This is a genomic window from Psychromonas sp. KJ10-2 (assembly GCF_047323255.1).
Lineage (GTDB): Bacteria > Pseudomonadota > Gammaproteobacteria > Enterobacterales > Psychromonadaceae > Psychromonas.
This window is the reverse complement of record NZ_CP178827.1, coordinates 3,295,759-3,316,030: the sequence shown is the minus strand read 5'-3', so window position 1 is coordinate 3,316,030 and position 20,272 is coordinate 3,295,759. Positions and strand designations below refer to the sequence as shown.

The 20,272-nt window shown below is 37.4% G+C and carries 18 protein-coding genes and 2 pseudogenes; 11 read left to right on the top strand and 9 right to left on the bottom strand.

The features are described 5' to 3' along the window. Positions 1-35: 35 nt before the first annotated feature. Positions 36-497: a hypothetical protein gene (locus ACLKL2_RS16205; protein WP_413692479.1), complete on the top strand. Its 462-nt coding sequence runs from the start codon at positions 36-38 to the stop codon at positions 495-497. 307 nt (positions 498-804) lie between these two features. Here the strand turns inward: ACLKL2_RS16205 and ACLKL2_RS16200 are convergent, their stop codons facing one another. The 4 genes and pseudogenes from ACLKL2_RS16200 to ACLKL2_RS16185 form a co-directional block, all read right to left on the bottom strand. Then, positions 805-1,242: a TerB family tellurite resistance protein gene (locus ACLKL2_RS16200; RefSeq protein ID WP_113818041.1), complete on the bottom strand. Its 438-nt coding sequence runs from the start codon at positions 1,240-1,242 to the stop codon at positions 805-807. 61 nt (positions 1,243-1,303) lie between these two features. Beyond that, the gene (locus ACLKL2_RS16195) at positions 1,304-2,407 is read right to left on the bottom strand and encodes a GGDEF domain-containing protein (protein WP_413692478.1); all 1,104 of its coding nucleotides are present in this window, start codon (positions 2,405-2,407) and stop codon (positions 1,304-1,306) included. A 38-nt stretch (positions 2,408-2,445) separates the two neighbouring features. Beyond that, positions 2,446-3,300 (bottom strand): PA4780 family RIO1-like protein kinase, encoded by an 855-nt coding sequence (locus tag ACLKL2_RS16190; protein WP_413692477.1) that lies wholly within the window; start codon positions 3,298-3,300, stop codon positions 2,446-2,448. Between the two features lie 288 nt (positions 3,301-3,588). Continuing rightward, positions 3,589-4,424, bottom strand: a pseudogene (locus tag ACLKL2_RS16185) (DMT family transporter). A gap of 251 nt (positions 4,425-4,675) precedes the next feature. Here ACLKL2_RS16185 and ACLKL2_RS16180 point away from each other — a divergent pair. Further along, on the top strand, positions 4,676-5,536 hold the full coding sequence (locus tag ACLKL2_RS16180; protein ID WP_413692476.1) for a delta-class carbonic anhydrase: 861 nt from the start codon (positions 4,676-4,678) through the stop codon (positions 5,534-5,536). A 383-nt stretch (positions 5,537-5,919) separates the two neighbouring features. On the opposite strand, the gene syd is transcribed toward ACLKL2_RS16180, so the two are convergent. Further along, the gene (gene syd, locus ACLKL2_RS16175) at positions 5,920-6,471 is read right to left on the bottom strand and encodes a SecY-interacting protein (RefSeq protein WP_413692475.1); all 552 of its coding nucleotides are present in this window, start codon (positions 6,469-6,471) and stop codon (positions 5,920-5,922) included. Between the two features lie 105 nt (positions 6,472-6,576). Here syd and queF point away from each other — a divergent pair, with 105 nt between their 5' ends. From queF to ACLKL2_RS16130, 9 genes are all read left to right on the top strand, one after another. Continuing rightward, positions 6,577-7,434, top strand: a complete 858-nt coding sequence (gene queF, locus ACLKL2_RS16170; protein WP_413692474.1) for an NADPH-dependent 7-cyano-7-deazaguanine reductase QueF — start codon at positions 6,577-6,579, stop codon at positions 7,432-7,434. 73 nt (positions 7,435-7,507) lie between these two features. Next, positions 7,508-7,828 carry a hypothetical protein gene (locus tag ACLKL2_RS16165; protein WP_413692473.1) on the top strand — a complete coding sequence of 107 codons (321 nt, stop codon included), beginning with the start codon at positions 7,508-7,510 and terminating at the stop codon, positions 7,826-7,828. A 115-nt stretch (positions 7,829-7,943) separates the two neighbouring features. Further along, a complete protein-coding gene (locus ACLKL2_RS16160; RefSeq protein ID WP_413692472.1) occupies positions 7,944-9,707 on the top strand; it encodes a tetratricopeptide repeat protein in 1,764 nt (587 codons plus the stop codon). Between the two features lie 81 nt (positions 9,708-9,788). After that, complete coding sequence (locus tag ACLKL2_RS16155) at positions 9,789-11,261, top strand: GGDEF domain-containing protein (protein WP_413692471.1); 1,473 nt, start codon at positions 9,789-9,791, stop codon at positions 11,259-11,261. A 115-nt stretch (positions 11,262-11,376) separates the two neighbouring features. Next, positions 11,377-12,729: a nucleotide 5'-monophosphate nucleosidase PpnN gene (gene ppnN, locus ACLKL2_RS16150; RefSeq protein ID WP_413692470.1), complete on the top strand. Its 1,353-nt coding sequence runs from the start codon at positions 11,377-11,379 to the stop codon at positions 12,727-12,729. A gap of 1 nt (position 12,730) precedes the next feature. After that, the gene (locus ACLKL2_RS16145) at positions 12,731-13,279 is read left to right on the top strand and encodes a hypothetical protein (RefSeq protein WP_413692469.1); all 549 of its coding nucleotides are present in this window, start codon (positions 12,731-12,733) and stop codon (positions 13,277-13,279) included. Beyond that, the gene (locus tag ACLKL2_RS16140) at positions 13,248-13,511 is read left to right on the top strand and encodes a 5'-3' exonuclease H3TH domain-containing protein (protein WP_413694347.1); all 264 of its coding nucleotides are present in this window, start codon (positions 13,248-13,250) and stop codon (positions 13,509-13,511) included. Before ACLKL2_RS16145 ends, ACLKL2_RS16140 begins: the two co-directional genes overlap by 32 nt. A 204-nt stretch (positions 13,512-13,715) precedes the next feature. Continuing rightward, entirely contained in the window at positions 13,716-15,431 is a 1,716-nt protein-coding gene (locus tag ACLKL2_RS16135; RefSeq protein WP_413692468.1) for a hypothetical protein, read from the top strand. 302 nt (positions 15,432-15,733) lie between these two features. After that, positions 15,734-17,029 carry an NCS2 family permease gene (locus ACLKL2_RS16130; RefSeq protein WP_413692467.1) on the top strand — a complete coding sequence of 432 codons (1,296 nt, stop codon included), beginning with the start codon at positions 15,734-15,736 and terminating at the stop codon, positions 17,027-17,029. A 97-nt stretch (positions 17,030-17,126) separates the two neighbouring features. Here the strand turns inward: ACLKL2_RS16130 and ACLKL2_RS16125 are convergent, their stop codons facing one another. The 4 genes and pseudogenes from ACLKL2_RS16125 to ACLKL2_RS16110 all read right to left on the bottom strand — a co-directional run bounded on the left by ACLKL2_RS16125 (position 17,127) and on the right by ACLKL2_RS16110 (position 20,222). Beyond that, positions 17,127-17,597 (bottom strand): NAD(P)-dependent oxidoreductase, encoded by a 471-nt coding sequence (locus tag ACLKL2_RS16125; RefSeq protein WP_413692466.1) that lies wholly within the window; start codon positions 17,595-17,597, stop codon positions 17,127-17,129. A 26-nt stretch (positions 17,598-17,623) separates the two neighbouring features. Continuing rightward, positions 17,624-18,052, bottom strand: a complete 429-nt coding sequence (locus tag ACLKL2_RS16120) for a hypothetical protein (protein WP_413692465.1) — start codon at positions 18,050-18,052, stop codon at positions 17,624-17,626. Positions 18,053-18,236: 184 nt separating this feature from the next. Beyond that, a pseudogene (locus tag ACLKL2_RS16115) lies at positions 18,237-19,854 on the bottom strand (NAD(P)/FAD-dependent oxidoreductase). A 122-nt stretch (positions 19,855-19,976) separates the two neighbouring features. Next, entirely contained in the window at positions 19,977-20,222 is a 246-nt protein-coding gene (locus tag ACLKL2_RS16110; RefSeq protein WP_413692464.1) for a hypothetical protein, read from the bottom strand. Positions 20,223-20,272 lie beyond the last annotated feature (50 nt).

Sequence of the window (20,272 nt, the reverse complement as noted above, 5' to 3'; positions counted from 1 at the left end):
AAATAGCAATTGTCGATATAGGTTGGCAAGGCACGATGCAAAACTCAATACATAAATTAAGCCATATATTAAACCAAAAAATAGATGTTGCAGGCTATTATGTAGGTACTTTCGATACCGCAAAGCGTTATGTATCAAAGGGGCTACCTATGTCTGGTTATCTATGTAATTTCTCCAAGCCTAAAGAAAATTATGATGTGATCGTTGGCTGCGTGCACTTATTTGAATTTATTTTTTCTGCTCCTCATGGCTCTGTCATTAATTTTAAGTCAGATAAAGGGGAGATTGATCCCGTCTTTGAAGAGCATGTCTCTTCGCATAGAACAAAAGAGATAATAAATGAATTTCAAGAAGGAACATTAGATTTTATTAAAGACTTTATGCAAACAGAAAGTGATTGTTGGAAGATGGATATTTCACCTGAATCTTCAATCAATCCAATTTCAAGGTTATTAACCGCCCCACTTATCAAGAATCTGTTCAATTTGGTAATTTAACGCATTCAGAATATGTTGGAAGCAATAATTATGAAAGGCACTTAGCTAAAACATCTGGCTCATGGAGCGCTTTCATATCACCATTAAAGTTTAAAAAACATTATTATTCATCGTTATGGAAAGTGGGTTTCAGACGAAGATATATAGGGAATATTTTACCAGAAAGGATATTTTCGTATATTAAGAAAATTAAGAAACAAAGGGCTGCTGTTTAAACGCATAAATGCAAGGGCAACCAAGCGACTATAAAGTAGCTATCACATCGAGTTAACATAATAGTCGCTCAACACTAATCAATCACTGACTTCTAGTGACTTGATAAAACAGACAATTTAGTTTTAATAAAGTCACTATGATTAACGTAAAGTAATGAAGCGACTTTACGAATTAATGCCTCTTCCATTTCATCTAAATGTCCGTCAGCATAAGCGATTTCCCACATGGCTTTAATGACACCAATACGGGCATGACTATCTAGTTCACCTAATTGTGAAGTAAAATCAAATACTGAATTACTGGTACTCACCTCTTTCATGCCCACTTGTAATAACTCACTGGCTTTTTGCGGTTCGATATCTAGCAGCTTTTGCAAGGTATGAATCACAGCCGCTTCTTCCTCCGAAGCACTATCATGGTCGGCAACACACACCTCACAAAGCAAACAAACAATACCTAAGGTTTTATCGAATTCAGGACTTTCGGGTGGGATCATCGTATTTAAAAACTGTTTAATTTTTGCAATCATATTTATGGCCTATTGATATCTATATGGATAACGATTTTTATAGCATCATAGATGCTTATTTTTAACAAGTATCATCCATGTTAGGGTATGAAACAACACGGTTACGCCCGTTATCCTTTGCTTCATATAGTGCAACATCTGACTTTTCAAGTAACGTTTTAAGATCTTCTTGGTGATTTGTATTGTAACTCACCCCAATACTTGTCGTACATTTCACTACGTCATCAGTTTTATTTGTGATCACTAAACGCTCGATCTCCTCCCTTAATTTTTCTGCAATTAACATCGCGCGTTGCAAACTACATTGCGGCAATAATAATGCAAACTCCTCACCACCTATACGTGCGCATACTTTATCTTTGAAACTAAGTTTATCTAACACACTTGCCACTTTGACTAAACACTCATCACCAACGGCATGTCCATGCTTGTCATTAATATGTTTGAAAAAATCTAAATCGAGCAATAACAGAGTTATATTTTGCTGCACTTTATTAATGTCATAAAGCAACTGTTCGCCTTGCTCAAAAAAACTCCTACGATTGTGTATGCCAGTTAAAATATCTGTAGTGGCTTGTTTAACTAACTCCAGTTCATGTTTTTCAATCTGCTTACTAAACAAGGTAAAAGCAATGACAATAGCAAACATGTTAATTAAGAATACTGATTGATACAAAAGATGGTTAGTAGTGGAACTCAATAAAATTAAAGGTGATTCATTGGGCGTATTCTCACAGTATAAAAACAATACAGCTGCAGTAATACTTAATATTGTTTTTAAGAAGCGCTCATTTAAATCAAAAATTAACAAGGCTCCCATTGGGACTAAGAAGTAATAAAAATGAAAGCCACTCTCTTTGGTAAAAAATAGATTAGTACATAAAAATACATGCCATAAAATAGCCAAAAAATAGGTAACTTTGGCCGCTTTATGTTGATGGAAAAAGCTCAATATAAAAACAGATACATAAGCGAGTGTTAAAATCGCATTATATTGTGCAGCGACAATTTCATTTAAAACAAAGATATAATTAGCGGTATAAACAAAGGAGATAAGTATCGTCAGTAGGCTTAATACATTAAGCATACGTATTTTTCTAATCTTACTTTCCGGCTCATGTTGAGTACCAATATCAATCAATGAGTAATACCGTGATAACATCATGCTAGCCACTCACCTGCATTAAACATAACAAAAATAGTTTATAGTAAATCATGGTTTTCAATACGAGCTAAACGATCTAACTCTTCTTCTCGTGCAGCATTAATTTCACTTAAAACATTATCCACATCAGCAACAACCTCAGAATCAACAAACTGCCCTGTTAATACTGTTTTATCTGATAACTCTCCGGTTTCAAAAATAGCCCAAATTTCTTCGCCATATCGTGTACTAGCCAAGCTAGGTGCAAATTGGGCATAATATTGGGTCATATTGTTAACGTCACGGAGCAACATCTTTTTAGCGTTATTATTACCAGCAGCATCAACAGCTTGTGGTAGATCGATAATGACAGGACCTTGCTCATCCACCAGCACATTAAACTCAGATAAGTCACCATGGATGATCCCAACACTTAACATGCGCACCACATAATCCATCATTTTTTGATGATGGCTTAGCGCTTGCTGTTCAGATAATGAAACATCATTTAAACGCGGAGCCGCATAACCCTCTTCATCGGTAATAAGGTCCATAATCAGCACACCACCAAAACAGCCATAAGGAGTGGGTACTCTCACACCTGCAGCGGCAAACTTGTATAACGTGTCTACTTCTGTATTTTGCCAAATCTCTTCTTGTTGCTCACGGCCAAACTTCGAGCCTTTTTGCATTGCACGGGCATTACGTCCATTACGGACTTTACGACCTTCGTTATACAACACGGCATTTTTAAAACTACGTTTGCTAGCTTCTTTATAGACTTTCGCACAACGAACTTGATCACCACATTGCACAACATAAACAGTGGCTTCTTTGCCGCTCATTAATTGGCGTAATACGTCATCAACTATGCCATCATCGACGAGTGGCTGAATTCTTTTAGGTATCTTCATTTATGTCATTAAATCTTTAATTTTCTTGAGGTTAGGAGTATGCGATTGGTATCAATCAATCGCTTAATAAAAACAAACAATCAATACAATACTACAAAGACACAGACAAGCATTGTTTCTTTTTTATGCAATTATAGTCATTATAAAGTCATAATAGTTCATTTTTATAGGATTAAAGTGAATTTTATGGATGATATTAAGGCTTATTAATCAGTACTTAAGCATGAGTAATAAGCCTATAAATCAATGTTTAGATATATTGGAAAGCCTAGTAAGGCTTGAGTGAGGTTATTTTTTCTTACTCCCGAACACATTAATTAACGCACCTAGGATAATTAATATACCGCCAATTAATGTCCATACTGATGGTATTTCATTAAAGATTAATACACCTAACACTGTAGAAAACAGTACTTGTACATAGGAAAAAGCACTTACTTTACCAGCAACTTCTGTTTGCATTGCTTTGGTTAACCCCACCTGTCCAACTTGTGTAAAGATCCCAACAAACAATAATAAGATTAATGCTTCACCGTCTGGCATCACAAAATCATTGCCTAATAAAATCAAAGAGAGTGGTAATGCAATAAGCGGAAAGTAAAAAATAATCACTGAACTATCTTCCGTTTTACTCAAACGTTTTACAATCACATAAGCAGTTCCGCTACCTAATGCCCCTAATAGAGCAACAAACACACTAAACCAAGGTAAAACCGTTTCACCATTTAATGCTAGGTTTGGCTGCACCATGGCAAGTAAGCCGGCCAAACATAAGACAATGCATATTAACGTCGAACGTTGAATTCGCTCCTTTAGAAAGAAAAATGCTAACAAAGCAGTAAAAACAGGGTATAAATACTGTAATAAGGTCGCCTCAGCCAAGGGCAACGTTGTCACTGCGTAATAAACACAAATCAATGCTAACGTCCCAACCACTCCTCGCGATATTAATAAGACTTTATGATTTCCCCATACCGCGATTTTTTACGTTTAATATCCACATAACTGATCAATAAAGAGATCAAGCCCCTAGCAGCAACAATTTCAAAAACAGGAATATTATGAGTGCTGACCAACTTTACACAGGCCGTCATCAAAGCAAATGAAAAAGCGGATAACAGCATAAAACGTAAGCTGATTGGAATAGATAAAAAGAAATTTTGTAACATATCGGTATTAATGTGATTAAGAGCAAGATATGGATAGTTTATCTTATTCTTGCTCTACCTGTTATTTATTTAAGTACTTAGTTCTCTTATTATAATCCCCTCTCTAACATCAGGAACTTAAAGAGAAAAAACCTGAAAATATTTTAACCAAGCCACTATGATGTGGCGACTATTAATTACTAGCAAGGATAGCTATGAACATTAGAATGAAAAAACATTTATTACTACTGTGTACTACTACTGTACTTCCACTTTCGGTTTTTGCATCACAGGCAATCAATGATGCAAAACCTGTAACAGATCAAATTATTGATATGCAAAGATCTGAATTGCAAAAAAATACCCTTGGCAAAGGATTTGGCCCACAATCCCCAAGAGACATAGATAATATAACTGGTAGTAATCAACAATTATTTTCGTTTGCTCCAAGCTCAATGGAAATGAACCTATGTAATATTCATTTCCATAAAAATGCTGAACACAAAGGGGGTGATTTTTCACGTTACGCAGGTAATGGTGACGGTAAAGGCTATAATACTGGCTATCAATATACTGGGCAGCTAACTAAGAAAGAACTTACCCCAACTTCTGAATCATTAACAGCAGCGCTGCATAATGAATTATTCCCTGGGGATACAATTGAAGTTCATTACGTTTACTCAACAGCGAAAGTAAAACCGGGTCCAACCTTAGGTTCGTGTTTAAGTGATTCAATTAAAAATCCAGCGCTTCGTGTAGAGTCTCAAGTATTTGTATTAGTCAATGATAAAGACGCGCTAAATTTTGTCGAGTTAACTGAAGATACAATGAAAGGTGATCGTGCACAGGCAATCAATATTCCAGATAACTCTGGACAACCAATCCAATACCTTGGTTCAACTACAGGCCCAAGTTACAATCAACAAGGCTCTCCATTTCAAGTAACTTGGAGTGTGCGCCCTAAAACGTTGAAAGTAGATATAAACACAGTTGCGGAATGGTTAAATGACAATAAATACAAAGAAAATCACGCGCATGGTGTAAGAAACTTAGTTATCGATCCTTTATTATTATCAGGAATTAAATAATTTATACCAATTGTATTAAATAAGTGCTCTAAATGTTGCGATGGAAAAATGACTTAGTTCAAGGCGTAATTTAAGTTAAAACAGTTGTTCTATTAACGAAGATAACAACGAAGAAATAAGTTATTTTAACAAGTAAAATGAGATCTGTTACTTAGTGTGATTGGTATTATTTGTCGATAATTATTAAGCCTTTGTACTACGGCTTAAAACAATAATGTATAAAGCTGAAATAGTTATTTCAGCTTTATACTTAATTTTCTTAAATATAATTGCACAAAAATATCTCTTTGCTTGCTGGCTACACGTAATGGCTACAATGCTAGAGTGCTAATATTAATAACTAACTGCCCTCCCTTTTATAAACCCCGCGCTAAACAAACAGCCTATGGCAATATTGGAGTCAACTTACTTAGAAACCCTGCTAATGACTCAGCTAACACCGCTTCCTGTTTTTTGCCTAACGTTTCTAACTGCACTTGACCTGTTTCATTTAAGATTGAGATCACTTGCATCTCATCACTACAAGTTGCAATAAACATAGAAGCGGGTTTCTTTAAACGTTTTTGCATCATAAAGTGGGCAATCATGTTCTCTTGCAAACCAGAAAAATCTTGTTCATTCCAAACTTGGATAAGTTCAATGGGGTGACCATCAAACTCACAGGGCAAATGATCACAATAATTGGTGCAAAACAACACTTCAATGGATGGATGTAAGGTTATTTCGAGCGCTTCTTCAATATTCTTTAAGTCCGCTTTTTCCTCACGGGGTGTTGCTTTCCAAGTTATTTGATCATCAACGACTTGGCCCACCTGACATGGCGACAACCACTCTGGGTCAAATAACTGCGTTGGTAATGTTCCTTTTTCTGCTTCCCATAAGGCAAGGTAGCGTTGCTGTAACGCCAATAACTCAGTTTGGATATCTGTATTCATAGTTCGAATAATTCTTCTTTTTAGTTACAATACGACATATTGTAACGATTCGGGCTGTTTTGTCTTGTATTTATAACACCCTCTGCTTTTAAAATGAGAAACTCAATGTCAAATTCAACACTGTATGATCAAGATGTCGCCTTAACAGGTTTATCACTCGGTAAAGTAACCGAATATAAATGCCATTATGACAATAGCTTACTGCAAGGTGTGCCACGTAGTTTAAACCGTAATGAATTATCCCTAGAGGCTAACTCTTTACCTTTTTATGGCATTGATTTATGGAATATCTATGAGCTTTCTTGGTTAAACAGCAAAGGCAAGCCTATTGTTGCAACGGGAGTTGTTAAAGTCCCTTACGATAGTGAGTTTTTAATCGAGTCTAAATCATTTAAGCTTTACCTAAATAGTTTTAACCAGAGTAAGTTTGACTCGGTAGAAACGGTACAAAAGATTCTCAGCAATGATTTATCAGCCTGTGCAAAAAAACCAGTAGAAGTAACACTTAATGCTAATTTAAATACAGTAGTTGATGAGTTAGGCACTTTGTCTGGGATAAATATCGATGAACTTGATATTGAAGTAGACCAATATCAACTATCTCCAGATTTATTACAGGATATTAGTCTAGAAGAAACGGTCACTGAAACCTTGTATTCTAACCTGCTCAAATCTAACTGTTTGATCACTAGCCAACCGGACTGGGGAAGTGTTCAAATTAGTTACACAGGCAAACAATTAGACCAAGAAAAATTACTGCGTTATTTAGTCTCTTTCCGCCAACATAACGAGTTTCATGAGCAGTGTGTAGAGCGTATTTTTTGTGATTTAATGGCACATGGTTCTTTAACGTCATTAACAGTGTATGCTCGCTATACGCGTCGAGGCGGATTAGATATCAATCCATTACGTAGTACAGAGGCATCACCTAGCATCGACAATGTCCGTTTAGTACGACAGTAACGCTAAATTTGTTACAATAGTTACACCTTAAAGGGGTTTAAGGTGTAAATTTCATATAAGGTTTTAAGTATTCATGAACTCTTTTTTACGTGCATTTATAGGTTGCTTGCTGGTGTCGTTAAGTCACTTCGTGTTAGCAATAGAACTCGGTGATGCGCAAATCCCCGCATCTATTAAAGAAAGCTATAAAAACCGTGAACTTGAACCTGTGTCTTGTATTAAGAACGTCACTGCTTTTATGGACAAAGTGGCTGCTCTGCCACCTCCACAAGATAACTTTATTAATAAAAATTCTCGCTTAACTACTAAAAGAATACCTAATAATGCCCCTACACATCTATTAGCGTCTTGTTACATTGAGCTAGAGAATTACGAAAAAGTTTATCGCTATTAATGCCGTTATTAAAAACCCTAGCGAAACAGCAGATGAAATTAGAACCTTAAATCTGATTGCCAGTGAAATTCCTGAACCAGAACGCCCACAATTAAGTAATGAAACGCTGATTAATATGATGCAGCACTCACTACAAGTAATGGAAGATAACAAAAAAAACAATTACGCAGACCTACCAGAGATAGTTAATTTAAGTGTTACTAAACTAGCTTTGGAGACGCATCAATATCAAGTAGCAAATGAATCCTTAGGCAAAGTTAAACAAAGCCTTAAAAACAGCAAAAATAATGAATTACTGGCTTGGTTAGCTTATTATTATGGACACTATTATGACCAAATTAACCAACAACAATTAGCGGTTTCAAATTTTCAAACGGCTAAAACAATGGCTGATCAACAACAATTAATTAAGCTTAATAACTTAATTAACGCCAGCCTATCTAACCTTTACCAACAAAAGCATCGTTATAAACGTGCCATGGACTTTGCTAGTCAGCGTGTTGAATTGCTTCTCCCGACAGAAAACTATGTACAACAGGCAGATAGCTTACTCAAATTTGCTATTTTAAAACGTCAAAACAAAGAGTTTAATCAATCCTTAATCTATCTGTTTAATGCCATGGAGCTGGTTGAGAAAAAACATAAAACGTTACTGGCTTACATCTACCTTGAGTTAGGGAGAACTTATGCATCTATGCCCTACGAGCTTGATAAAAATACAGATTTAGCGCAAAAGTATTTACAAAATGCACGCTACCACTTCAAGCAACTGAATCGCCTTGAACAGCAAACGGAAACTATCTTACTATTAGCACAGTTGAATATTCGTAGCCAAGATACTGGTTTAGCCATTTTGCAGTTAGAAAATGTATTAACACTGGCAAAAGATAAATTCCCTGAATTAAGAGTAAAAGCCTTTGAAATGTTAGCGTTAAGCTATGAGCTATCAGGCGATCACCAACAAGCTAACTTCCATTTTAAAAACTTCCACTCTTTACAAAATGCCATCAAAGAGAAACTCTTTGCATTACAACAGTTAAAAATAAACGAACAATTCCAACTTATAGAACAAACACAACAACAAATTCAACTAGAAACAAAAAATAACGAATTACTGTTAAAAAATAATCGCTTTAAAAATATCTCTTATATAGCTGCATTGTTATTAATTATTGCCCTATCAATTCTATTAGGCATCTTTAAACGAAATAAAAAGCTAATTGCTTTAGAGTTAGCAACACGTAATCGATTGCAGTTACACCCGCGCTCAAAATTACCTTCACACCAGGTACAAGTTCAAGAGAATGAGTTACAGTATCAAGGTATTCCACTGTATTATGCATTGGTTAATATCCCATTCCTTAATAACCTGAATGGTTCTAAGGGCCTGTTTAGTGCAGAAAAGATTGAAGAAGCTTTAGGTGAAGCCTTAAAAACGCATTTTTACCAACGTACGCAGATCTCTCAAGTACGTGATAATCAATTGCTATTTATTTCCGAGCAAGAGCAATATGAAGAAGCCAAAGACTTTGTGTTAGAGATTGAGTCCTTCTTCAAATTCTTTGCAGAAAGCCATGATTTAACAGGTGATATCGCCTGTGGCGTGGTAGCCTTCCCATTCTTAAACAATGTATCACGTGCCATCGTTCCAGAAAGAATGTTAAACCTTACCAGCTTGGCATTATATGGTGCCTGCCAACTGCGCGATCAACTCAATACCAACACTTGGTTACAGTTATATGCCATTGAAAAAATTCAACCGGCCTTCTTTGATGGGGACTTATGGGTATTGGGTCAAACAGGTATAGATAAAGGCATTGTAAAACAAAAAAGTAGTCACCCTGGCACTACCATCTCTTGGCCAGAATTAAATCGTTAGTTAAATTTGAGATCCCTTGCCTTGTACTAAAAAAGAAACTGTTCGATACTAAAAAATAATAATAATAAAAGGAATCAGCGGATGTCATCATCTAAAGCAATAACTCGGTTATTGCAGCAATTATTAAAACGGGGCTATCGACAAGATAAAGCTATCGATAAATACCAATTTAAATTCTTAAAAAAATTGCAATCAGCCACCACTGCTGAAGATGAAATTCAGTTATTTGATGAATATAGCGAACACCTTGAAAATACCCCTTATACTCTTGAAGACAAGTTGTCCGAAGGTAAACTAGTTGCACGTCAATCACAGGTACAACTGCAACAAATCGATTCATTATCAGAAGCCGTTAAAAATAAGATAAATACAATGAAAGGCGCACCAGAGCCTTACACTATTGGCGAACACCACAATGCATTAAAAGAGTTAATAAAGATTTATCAACATGCTGTGATTGAGTTGAACAAAAGCGCTAACAGTACCGAGACAGATACTAAAGCTGATATCTCTTTTATCAACGATGAACTACAACTACTGATTCTTGAATTAGATGTGGGTCAGGCTTTTGTTAAAAAGCTAGAAAAAGTACGTATTGATATCTCTAACGATCCAGATCCTTTTCAATTACCACAATATTGCTTACAAGTTATTAATATTATTATTGATAGTACACGTGAAGAGCGTCGTACCTCTCGCCACTTCTTATACACACTCAATGATAGCTTAACGCAATTTTATTTAAACTTTGCACAAACCTTAAAGCTCAGTGAAGAAGATTTTGAAAAGCAAAAAGAGACCTATAAAACAATTCATCAAGGTGCAGATGAATTACAAGAAAACAGTAAAAATCAAACACTAGAAGAGTTACAAGCTTCAATCTCTGATTACGTAACCAATGTAAAAGCAGCAATGGCTTTACAGGAGCAACAACAAGAAGACAAGTTCTGTAAAAAGTTCCAAAGCATGGTTAGACAAATTAAAGAATTACAGAACGAGACCCAAAGTTACCAAAAAACTTTGAAGCAACAGAATAAACAATTACATATTGATTTCTTGACTAAAATTCCTAATCGAGCAGCATGGAGTGAACGTTTAAAAACAGAAGTAATTCGTTTTAAACGTTATAAGACCCCACTTAACCTTGCCATTATTGATATAGATAACTTCAAATCTATTAATGACAGGTTTGGTCACCTTGCAGGTGATAAGGTATTAAACGTGATTGCACAGACCTTGCAAAAATCGATTCGTAACGCAGATTATATTGCACGTTTTGGTGGAGAAGAGTTTACGTTGTTATTACCTGAAATCACACCAACACAAACAGAAGTAGCTTTGAATAAATTACGTGACCGCATCAAGTCTATTCCGTTTCAGTTTAAAGATGAACACCTTACCATCACTATCTCTGCTGGTTTTACTGCGTTTAATGCATCCGATGAAAGTGATGATGCTTTTGAACGTGCTGATACCGCACTGTATCAGGCTAAACGAAAAGGTAAAGATCAAGTTATACAACAAGGTAAAAATGAAAAAAGTGTCGATGATTAAGAGAAAACTAGCGACATAGCCTGTTTTATTTCAATTATTTACAATAAAAACAAGAGTTTTACGTGGCTTCTCCAGCTAACTCAGTTAATCTTAATGAGTTAAAAAAGGAGAAGCTATGATTTCACATATCAGCCCCGTTGGCAGTATGGCGCTACTTTCTCAACTGGAAGTTAACCAACTAAAATACAGCGCCTCTTGCGAAACTTATCAACTATTCAGAAACTGTTCGTTAGCCGTATTAAAGTCCGGCAGCCATACCGATAGCAGTAAAGAGATCCTTGAAAAACATAAAGACTTTCAGATTAACGTCCTACATCAAGAGCGTGGCGTTATTCTAGAGCTAATTAATCCACCTGAAGATGCGTATATTGATGGTGAATTAATTAAAGGGATGCAAGATCTCTTATTCTCAGTCTTGCGTGATATTTTATATGTTAATACTCAACTACAACCCCATCAATCCACAAAATTAAAGAGTGAAGAGTCCACCAGCTTAGTCTTTTCTATTTTACGTAATGCTCATCTTTTAAAGGCTGGTATCGACCCTAATATGGTGGTTTGTTGGGGCGGTCACTCCATTGATAAAACTGAATACTCTTACACCCGTGAAGTGGGTAATCAGCTTGGTTTAAGAGAACTTAATGTTTGTACTGGTTGTGGGCCAGGCGCCATGGAAGGTCCTATGAAAGGGGCTGCTGTTGGTCATGCGAAACAACGTGTTGCACCGGGTCGTTATGTGGGGTTAACTGAACCAGGTATTATTGCTGCAGAGCCACCAAATCCAATCGTTAATGAACTGGTGATCCTACCGGATATTGAGAAACGCTTAGAAGCTTTTGTACGCTTTACCCATAGTATTGTTATTTTCCCAGGTGGTCCGGGGACAGCTGAAGAGTTGTTATATATTCTTGGGATCATGATGCACCTGGAAAATAAACGCCAGCCTTTGCCAATCATTTTAACTGGCCCAGCAGGTAGCGCAGATTACTTTGAAGCCATTGATGAATTCATTGTGCATACCCTAGGCGCTGAAGCTCAAGAGCATTATCAAATCATTATTGATGATGCGTCGACTGTGGCAAAAGTCATTAAAAAATCGATGCGCCGTGTCAAGGAGTACCGTAAAGCCATTGGCGATGCTTACTCCTTTAATTGGACACTAAAAATAGATCATACCTTTCAAGAACCTTTTATTCCCAACCATGAAAATATGGCAAACTTAGTGTTACACCATGATCAACCTAAAGAACAACTTGCTTCGAACTTACGACGTGTATTTTCTGGTATTGTTGGCGGTAATGTAAAAGATGAAGGGATTAAGTCCATTGAAGAGAATGGACCTTTCCTACTCACTGGAGAAAAAGAGTTAATGTTAAGAGTAGATAAGTTATTAAAAAGCTTTATTGACCAAGGTCGTATGAAGCTACCTGGCACTGTTTACACTCCTTGTTATAAGATCAACACTTAAGATGAGTGCCTCTTTATTAATCATAGATGCGATGAACCTAATTCGTCGTATCTACGCCATTCAAGAGAAACAGAATGCCAAAGCAGAGTTTGCACTAAGTGCCACTAATAACACTGCCTGTAATGCGTTACAAAAGTTATTAAGGGCACATAATCCAAGTCATGTGATTTGCGTTTTTGATAGTCACCAAGCTAGTTGGCGTCATCAGTTACTACCCGAATATAAACAAGGTAGAAAACCCATCCCCAGTGATTTAAAAGCTTATTTACCGCATATTCAGGATGCCTTTTATGAAATGGGCATTGAGTCATTAGTAACTGAGCAAGATGAAGCGGATGATTTAATTGCAACTCTGGCACACAAGGTAACAGCACGCCAACAACGTTGTACAATTGTATCAACAGATAAAGGCTTTTATCAGTTACTTAATGCTTACACCAGTATTTATGATTATTTTCAATCTCTTCACATGGATAGTTATTATGTGGAGCACAAACTAGGCATGAAAATGAGATCAACTGACAGACTACTGGGCAATTACTGGTATTAGCAGCAGTAATATTAAAGGTGTTGAAGGGGTCGGCAATAAAGGGGCTATGGCTTTATTACAGGAGCACGCTAGCTTGCAAGCTATGTTTGACATTGCAAATAGCAGTGATAAACGTTTATTAAAAGTGCAACAACAGCAACAGGAAGCGATACTCTCTAAACAACTGGTTTCTCTGAAAAAAGATATCCAACTGGGCTTTAATTTAAAAGACTTAAGATACCCTAAAACTTAATACACAAAGGGTTGAGAAAAAAGCAAAAAGTCAGATATTGGAATGAACAAATGCCTAATTTAGCTGACCAACCAGTTACTCGTCTTATACATAATATTACTCCCCTTGTACTTACTGAAGGGTCAATTACAAAGGGTATAAAGCCTTTTATAAAGCGCGCCTTATTTCGTCGCTTTGTTCGTCATAGATTATGGAGTTTCAACTGTGAAAAAAATATTAATTCCTATTGCGGTGATTGCCGCGGGTGCTTCTGCATACTTATACCAGCAGCAAGCCGAAAGTGATAATGTACTGAGTTACGTACCCGCTGATACGCCGTTTTTTACAGGTCAATTAACACCGTTTCCTATTAAAGACTATATCGCTTCAGCACCTAACCTGATTGACCCGAAACACCCAATACATATCGAACCTTTATACGGTGAAGAGTCTCCTTCAATACACTTTTTAACCAATTTACTAAGCACCTATGAAGATAGCTTAAAAGATGCTGATTTACTGGCTAGTAACTTTGGTTTAGCAGATGAAATACGTGCTTATATGTATACTCTAGGCTTATTACCTGTACTCAAAGTAGAGGTTGCTAATCCACAAGCGATTTGGGACCTCTTAGACAAAAACGAACAAGAGACTGGCTTTACGCATACTGAAAGTGAATTAAATGGGCTTAAATATCGAGTTTATCCAATAGTTGAAGATGACAAAGGTGAGCCAATTAACCTAATCATTGCACAATCTAAAGGGGTGTTAACAATCACCCTACAAAGTAGTTTTGTATCTGATGATTTACTGGCAATGGCATTAGGATTAAAAAAACCGAGCAAGTCGTTAGCTGATACACATATCCTCGAAGATATTATCCAACAACACCAGTTTACCGATAGCAGCGTAGGTTTTATTAACCACGTAGAGATCATCAAAGGTCTCACCAGCGAAGATGATAACCAATTAGCTAGGCAGCTAACAGAATTGACTAAAGATGAAGACACGGCCTTCCAATTGTTACACAGCGCAGCTTGTAAACAAGAGTTACGCGGAATAGCACAAAATTGGCCTCGTACTGCTTTTGGTTACACACAAATGGACATCAACAAGGAACAATCAACATTAGGCTTTGCAGCGGTACTTGAAAGTAAAAACCAACCAATCTTAAATGCACTAAAAACATTACGTGGTTATATCCCTAACTACACGCAAAACTTTGATGATAATGTCATCGCAACCTCAATTGGTTTAGATGTTAGTCAATTATCTAGTGCGTTAACCGATATTTGGGCGAACTTAAAAACCCCTCGTTTCCAATGCGAGCCGTTAGCAGATATTCAATATCAAATAGATGCGAGTGGAGAATCATTAGCAATGTTAGGTATGGGATCAAGTATGGCTGCTGATGTGAAAGGTATTAGCAGTGCAATCTTTGATTATTCAGTATCACAAAATAATGACCAGCCTCACTTAGAAAGTTTGGATGCATTATTGGCGGTTCATGTTAAAAATCCAGTTGCCTTGTTTAACTCGATTAAACTGTTTGTTCCTGACTTACAACAAATTGATTTGACTAATAATGGCCCAGCAGTATCACTTAATAAAGTAATACCTATTTCTGCACGATTAAACTTAGATCCTCAAATGGCGATTAAAGGTGACCACTTTGTTATCTACAATGGTAATAAAGGGTTACAAGAAGCTGAAAAGCTATCGCTCGAAACATTATCAGCAGAAGGCTTATACCAACTATCCTTTGATACTAAGAAAATTTTAACACCAATCGCCGATGCCGTTGAACTAGCGGGTGAAATTATTCCTGAAGAAGCGATGTTCCTAAAAGATTACGATACACGTATGAATATTAACGTAGATATCAATGACCAAGGCATTCGTTTAGATTCAACAATGAATCACAAAGCAGCAGAAGAATAAGCGTTATTGATAACACTTCCCCCCCCTTTTTTAAAACTGGCTTCGGCCAGTTTTTTATTAATACCAACCATTTACCTACATTTATACCTTAAACTAAACCATATTTTCCATACAAAATTTAGCGCACTTATTTAATATAATGGCGATAACAACTTACTGAAATTAACTCGTCCCGTTCAATAATGTAATTACACTCAGATTAAAATCGGTTATTCTACGCGCTTACCAAAATTTACACTCAACTTTTAACTTTATAGGTCTCACGGAACCAGACCTTCACACTAGCTAGTAACGGAAAAATTATGTTAGAAAAATTATTTAAACTGAGCGAAAACAACAGTAATGTGAAAACAGAAATTGTTGCAGGCTTCACCACCTTCTTAACCATGGCTTACATCATCTTTGTTAACCCATCAATGCTATCTGCTACAGGAATGGATTCAGGTGCAGTATTTGTAGCAACTTGTTTGGCTGCTGCAGTAGGTTGTTTCATTATGGGGTTATACGCAAACTATCCGGTTGCTTTGGCACCAGGTATGGGCTTAAACGCATTCTTCTCTTATGTAGTAGTACTACACATGGGATACAGCTGGGAAGTGGCACTAGGTGCTGTATTCTTATCGGGTGTTTGTTTTACTTTACTTAGTTTGTTCAAAATTCGTGAGTGGATCATTAACTCAATTCCATTACCGATGCGTAAAGGGATTGCAGCGGGCATCGGTTTATTCCTAGCATTAATTGCCTTAAAGAACGCCGGTATTGTAGTCGGTAATCCTGCGACCTTAGTCGGTTTAGGTGACATTACAGCACTACCAGCGGCGCTAGCTTCTTTAGCGTTTATTGCAACGATCGCACTCGCTCACTTCCGCGTTAAAGGTGGGGTCATGATTGCTATTTTATTAGTGACTATCATCGGCCTTATTATGGGTGATGTGCAATATGCAGGTATTGTTTCTATGCCACCAAGTGTTGCGCCAACCTTTATGCAAATGGATATCGCAGGTGCACTAAACGTAGGTATGATCAGCATCGTATTTGCTTTTCTATTTGTTGACCTATTTGATACATCAGGTACCTTAATCGCCGTAGCAGATAAAGCAAAACTACTTGATAAAGACGGTAACCTACCACGTTTAAACCGTGCGTTATTAGCCGACAGTGGTGCGTCAATGGCTGGTTCTGTTTTAGGGACATCAACTACAACAAGTTATATTGAAAGTGTTGCAGGTGTTGCTGAAGGTGGCCGTACGGGGTTAACGGCTGTAGTCGTTGGTGTATTGTTCTTATTGGCATTATTCTTTGCACCATTAGCAGGTATGGTACCCGCTTACGCAACAGCTGGGGCGCTTCTATACGTTGCAGTATTGATGGTTGGTGGCCTTAAGAGCATCAACTGGGATGATATTACTGAAGCTGCACCGGTAGTGATTATTGCGATCATGATGCCACTCACCTTCTCAATTGCTAACGGCATCTCAATTGGTTTCATTGCTTATGCAGCGATCAAAATTGCAAGTGGTAAAGCAAAAGACTTAAGCATGAGCGTATGGTTCCTAGCTATCTTATTCTTAATTAAACTAATCTTCTTTCCTGGTTAAGCAGTGGAGGTAGCATTCACTGGCTGACTTGCTAAGTGTTTCGCAAATAAAAAGGCCCGATTTTATCAGTGATAAAATCGGGCCTTTTTATTTGACATTAATTCATGAAAGTTTGGATGTTACCGGCAACTTTTTCAATTAAACAAGCGCGCGCTTCAACACTTGCCCAAGCGGTATGTGGCGTAACAACTAATCGATGAGCTGCTTTGACAGAAAGATAAGGGTGGTCAACAAGCATCGGCTCTACCGCTAATACATCAGTACCATGATAAAGGTCCTGGGTATCTAAAGCAGTAGCCATCGCTTGTTCATCAATAATGCCGCCTCGCCCTAGATTTAATATAATGGCACCAGGTTTTAACTGTTTTAACTCCTCTGCACCAATCAAGTTTTCTGTTTGAGCATTAAGTGGCGCATGAATAGAGATCACATCACATTCGCTTAATAGTGTTTTTAAATCTACCTGCGGAATACTCTGTTGGCTATTTTTACCCGATGTTGAGTAATAACAAACCTCACAACCAAAAGCAGCAGCTAGTTGAGCAACACGCTGGCCAATCTCGCCCATTGCTATCACTCCCCAACGCTTTCCCTTTATTTCAAAGAAAGGACGTTCAATATGAGTAAATACAGAGCTGCCGCACCATTTTTATCTGCGATATATTGGTCATAATAACGGCTTTGATGTAACAGTTGGAATAACAGAGAGAAAGTCGCTTGGCTGACACTTTCAGTAGAATATCCAGAGACATTTTTAACTTCGACCCCTGCTTTTTTCGCAGCCTCTAAATCAACATTATTAGTCCCTGTTGCAGAGATACAAATAAGTTTCAATTGTGGATTCTCAGCCATATGTTGTGCAGTGATCACCACCTTGTTAGTAATGATCACCTCTTGCCCTACTAACCTCTTGGCGGTTTGTTGGGCATCGGTTGTTTGATAAACCGTTAACTCCCCTAATGTATCAAATACAGATAAATCACTATCACCTAAAGTGAGTGCATCTAATAAAGCAATTTTCATTTCAGTTCCTTAATTCGACGGTTGTTACAGTAATGACCATGTTGATTTTGAAAAAATGAAGGGTAATAGATATACAGGTTTTTATGAAGGAAGTAAAAATGAACAGGATCGCTAAGGTAATCAGGGGAGGAACAAAAGTAACATTGAGTAGCAACGCTAGTTACTACTCAATCTATATATTTGCTCAGCCAGTCAGGTCCGCTAACATTTTTAATGCAACAGCTTCCGCAATTTTAATACCATCAATACCAGCAGATAAAATACCACCTGCATATCCAGCACCTTCACCACCTGGGTATAAACCTTGTGTGTTTAAGCTTTGGAAATCAGCACCGCGCTTGATTTGTACAGGTGATGAGGTACGGGTTTCGACACCTGTTAACATTGCATCTTTACTATCAAAGCCACGAATTTTCTTAGCAAAAGCAGGTAACGCTTCACGAATCGCATCAATAGCAAACTCAGGTAATGCCTCACTTAAATCGGTCATTTTCACATTAGGTTTGTATGACGGTTCAACATTCTCAAAAGGCTTACCTTTTCCAGCCGCTAAGAAGTCACCCACCATCTGTGCAGGTACTGCCGCCCATCACATAAGCATGACGCTCTAGTTTACGCTGTAAAGCCACACCCTGTAGTGGATCGTTATTAAAGTCCTCCGGAGAAATCCCTACCACAATCGCACTATTTGCATTACGCTCACTACGTGAATATTGACTCATACCATTGGTCACTACGGCATGTTCTTCCGAGGTTGCTGCAACCACAACACCACCCGGACACATACAGAAGCTATACACGCTACGGCCATTTTTACAGTGATGTACTAGTTTGTAATCCGCAGCACCAAGAATAGGATGGCCCGCATTAATACCAAAGCGCGCTTGGTCAATCATCTCCTGTTTATGCTCAATTCGGAAACCGATAGAGAATGATTGAGCCTCCATGTAAACCCCTTTATCGTGCAACATTTGGAAAGTATCACGAGCACTGTGCCCCACCGCAGCCACTACATAACGAGAGTTAATCACTTCCCCGTTATGTAAAGTCACACCAGTCACTTGCTTATTGTCGCCCTGTACTTCCATATTGATCTCTTCAACACGTGTTTCAAAACGAATTTCACCGCCCAATTCGATTATCTTACGACGCATTTTCTCGACCATTGTCACTAATTTGTAAGTACCGATATGTGGTTTACTGACATAGATAATCTCAGCTGGTGCACCGGCAGCAACAAATTCTTGTTTAACTTTTAAGCCTTTGAAACCTGGATCTTTCACTTGGCTATATAATTTACCATCGGAGAATGTTCCCGCACCACCTTCACCAAATTGTACATTTGATTCAGTATTTAATTCACTAGTACGCCAAAAACGGAAGGTGTCTTTAGCACGTTCATGAACAGATTTTCCACGTTCAAGTACAATCGGCTTAAAGCCCATTTGCGCTAAGATCAACGCCACAAACAAGCCACAAGGCCCCATTCCAATTACAATTGGACGCTCTTGTAAGTTAGCTGGTGCAGATGCTACATATTGGTAATCGGTATTAGGTGAAATACGGACATTTTGATCTGTTGAAAAATCGGCTAATAATGCCGTTTCATCAACATCGATTAAAGTAATATCCAAGGTGTAAATTAAGGTAATTTGATTCTTTTTACGGGCATCATAGCCACGTTTAAAAACATGAATATTCACCAACTGTTGCTCAGTAATATTGAGCTTTGTTAATACGAACTGCTGTAAAGCACTTTCATTGTGATCCAGCGGTAATTTAACTTGGTTGAGACGTATCATGATTCACCTAACATTGAGCATAAAAAATAAGCGCGTAGTTTACGTGATCTGTTTAAAAAATGTAATCGCAGAAACCGATTAAATAGGATTAGTTTAGTCTTATTATGACAGTTACAGATACATCAATGTGTTTGTTTATGAATAGAGATAGGAATAGTTGCTGCGGCGGTTTGTAAACGCTTCGAGCAACTGGTCAAACAGACCTTAGAAACGGCTTGTTTTGACTCCGCAGTAAGGCAACGAAAATCAGCAGCGCAAAGTACACCTAGCTCAAATAGTTCCATTAGCTTTTCTTTATCGATTTCGATTTGAATAGACATTATAAATAACTCCATGTTATCCGTTGTTTGAACCACAATAATACGCATTACTTACTCATTGTAATCGGTATAATATCTTGTGCTGATAGATTAAAACT

Excerpts from the sequence above, each read along its gene's own strand:
- ppnN (WP_413692470.1), top strand. The coding sequence starts at position 11,377 with ATGATTTCACATATCAGCCCCGTTGGCAGTATGGCGCTACTTTCTCAA.
- ACLKL2_RS16200 (WP_113818041.1), bottom strand. The coding sequence starts at position 1,242 with ATGATTGCAAAAATTAAACAGTTTTTAAATACGATGATCCCACCCGAA.
- ACLKL2_RS16160 (WP_413692472.1), top strand. The coding sequence starts at position 7,944 with ATGATGCAGCACTCACTACAAGTAATGGAAGATAACAAAAAAAACAAT.
- ACLKL2_RS16125 (WP_413692466.1), bottom strand. The coding sequence starts at position 17,597 with ATGGGCGAGATTGGCCAGCGTGTTGCTCAACTAGCTGCTGCTTTTGGT.
- ACLKL2_RS16120 (WP_413692465.1), bottom strand. The coding sequence starts at position 18,052 with ATGAAAATTGCTTTATTAGATGCACTCACTTTAGGTGATAGTGATTTA.
- syd (WP_413692475.1), bottom strand. The coding sequence starts at position 6,471 with ATGAATACAGATATCCAAACTGAGTTATTGGCGTTACAGCAACGCTAC.
- ACLKL2_RS16180 (WP_413692476.1), top strand. The coding sequence starts at position 4,676 with ATGAAAAAACATTTATTACTACTGTGTACTACTACTGTACTTCCACTT.
- ACLKL2_RS16145 (WP_413692469.1), top strand. The coding sequence starts at position 12,731 with ATGAGTGCCTCTTTATTAATCATAGATGCGATGAACCTAATTCGTCGT.
- ACLKL2_RS16165 (WP_413692473.1), top strand. The coding sequence starts at position 7,508 with ATGAACTCTTTTTTACGTGCATTTATAGGTTGCTTGCTGGTGTCGTTA.
- ACLKL2_RS16155 (WP_413692471.1), top strand. The coding sequence starts at position 9,789 with ATGTCATCATCTAAAGCAATAACTCGGTTATTGCAGCAATTATTAAAA.
- ACLKL2_RS16130 (WP_413692467.1), top strand. The coding sequence starts at position 15,734 with ATGTTAGAAAAATTATTTAAACTGAGCGAAAACAACAGTAATGTGAAA.
- ACLKL2_RS16190 (WP_413692477.1), bottom strand. The coding sequence starts at position 3,300 with ATGAAGATACCTAAAAGAATTCAGCCACTCGTCGATGATGGCATAGTT.
- ACLKL2_RS16195 (WP_413692478.1), bottom strand. The coding sequence starts at position 2,407 with ATGATGTTATCACGGTATTACTCATTGATTGATATTGGTACTCAACAT.
- ACLKL2_RS16205 (WP_413692479.1), top strand. The coding sequence starts at position 36 with ATGCAAAACTCAATACATAAATTAAGCCATATATTAAACCAAAAAATA.
- ACLKL2_RS16110 (WP_413692464.1), bottom strand. The coding sequence starts at position 20,222 with ATGCGTATTATTGTGGTTCAAACAACGGATAACATGGAGTTATTTATA.
- queF (WP_413692474.1), top strand. The coding sequence starts at position 6,577 with ATGTCAAATTCAACACTGTATGATCAAGATGTCGCCTTAACAGGTTTA.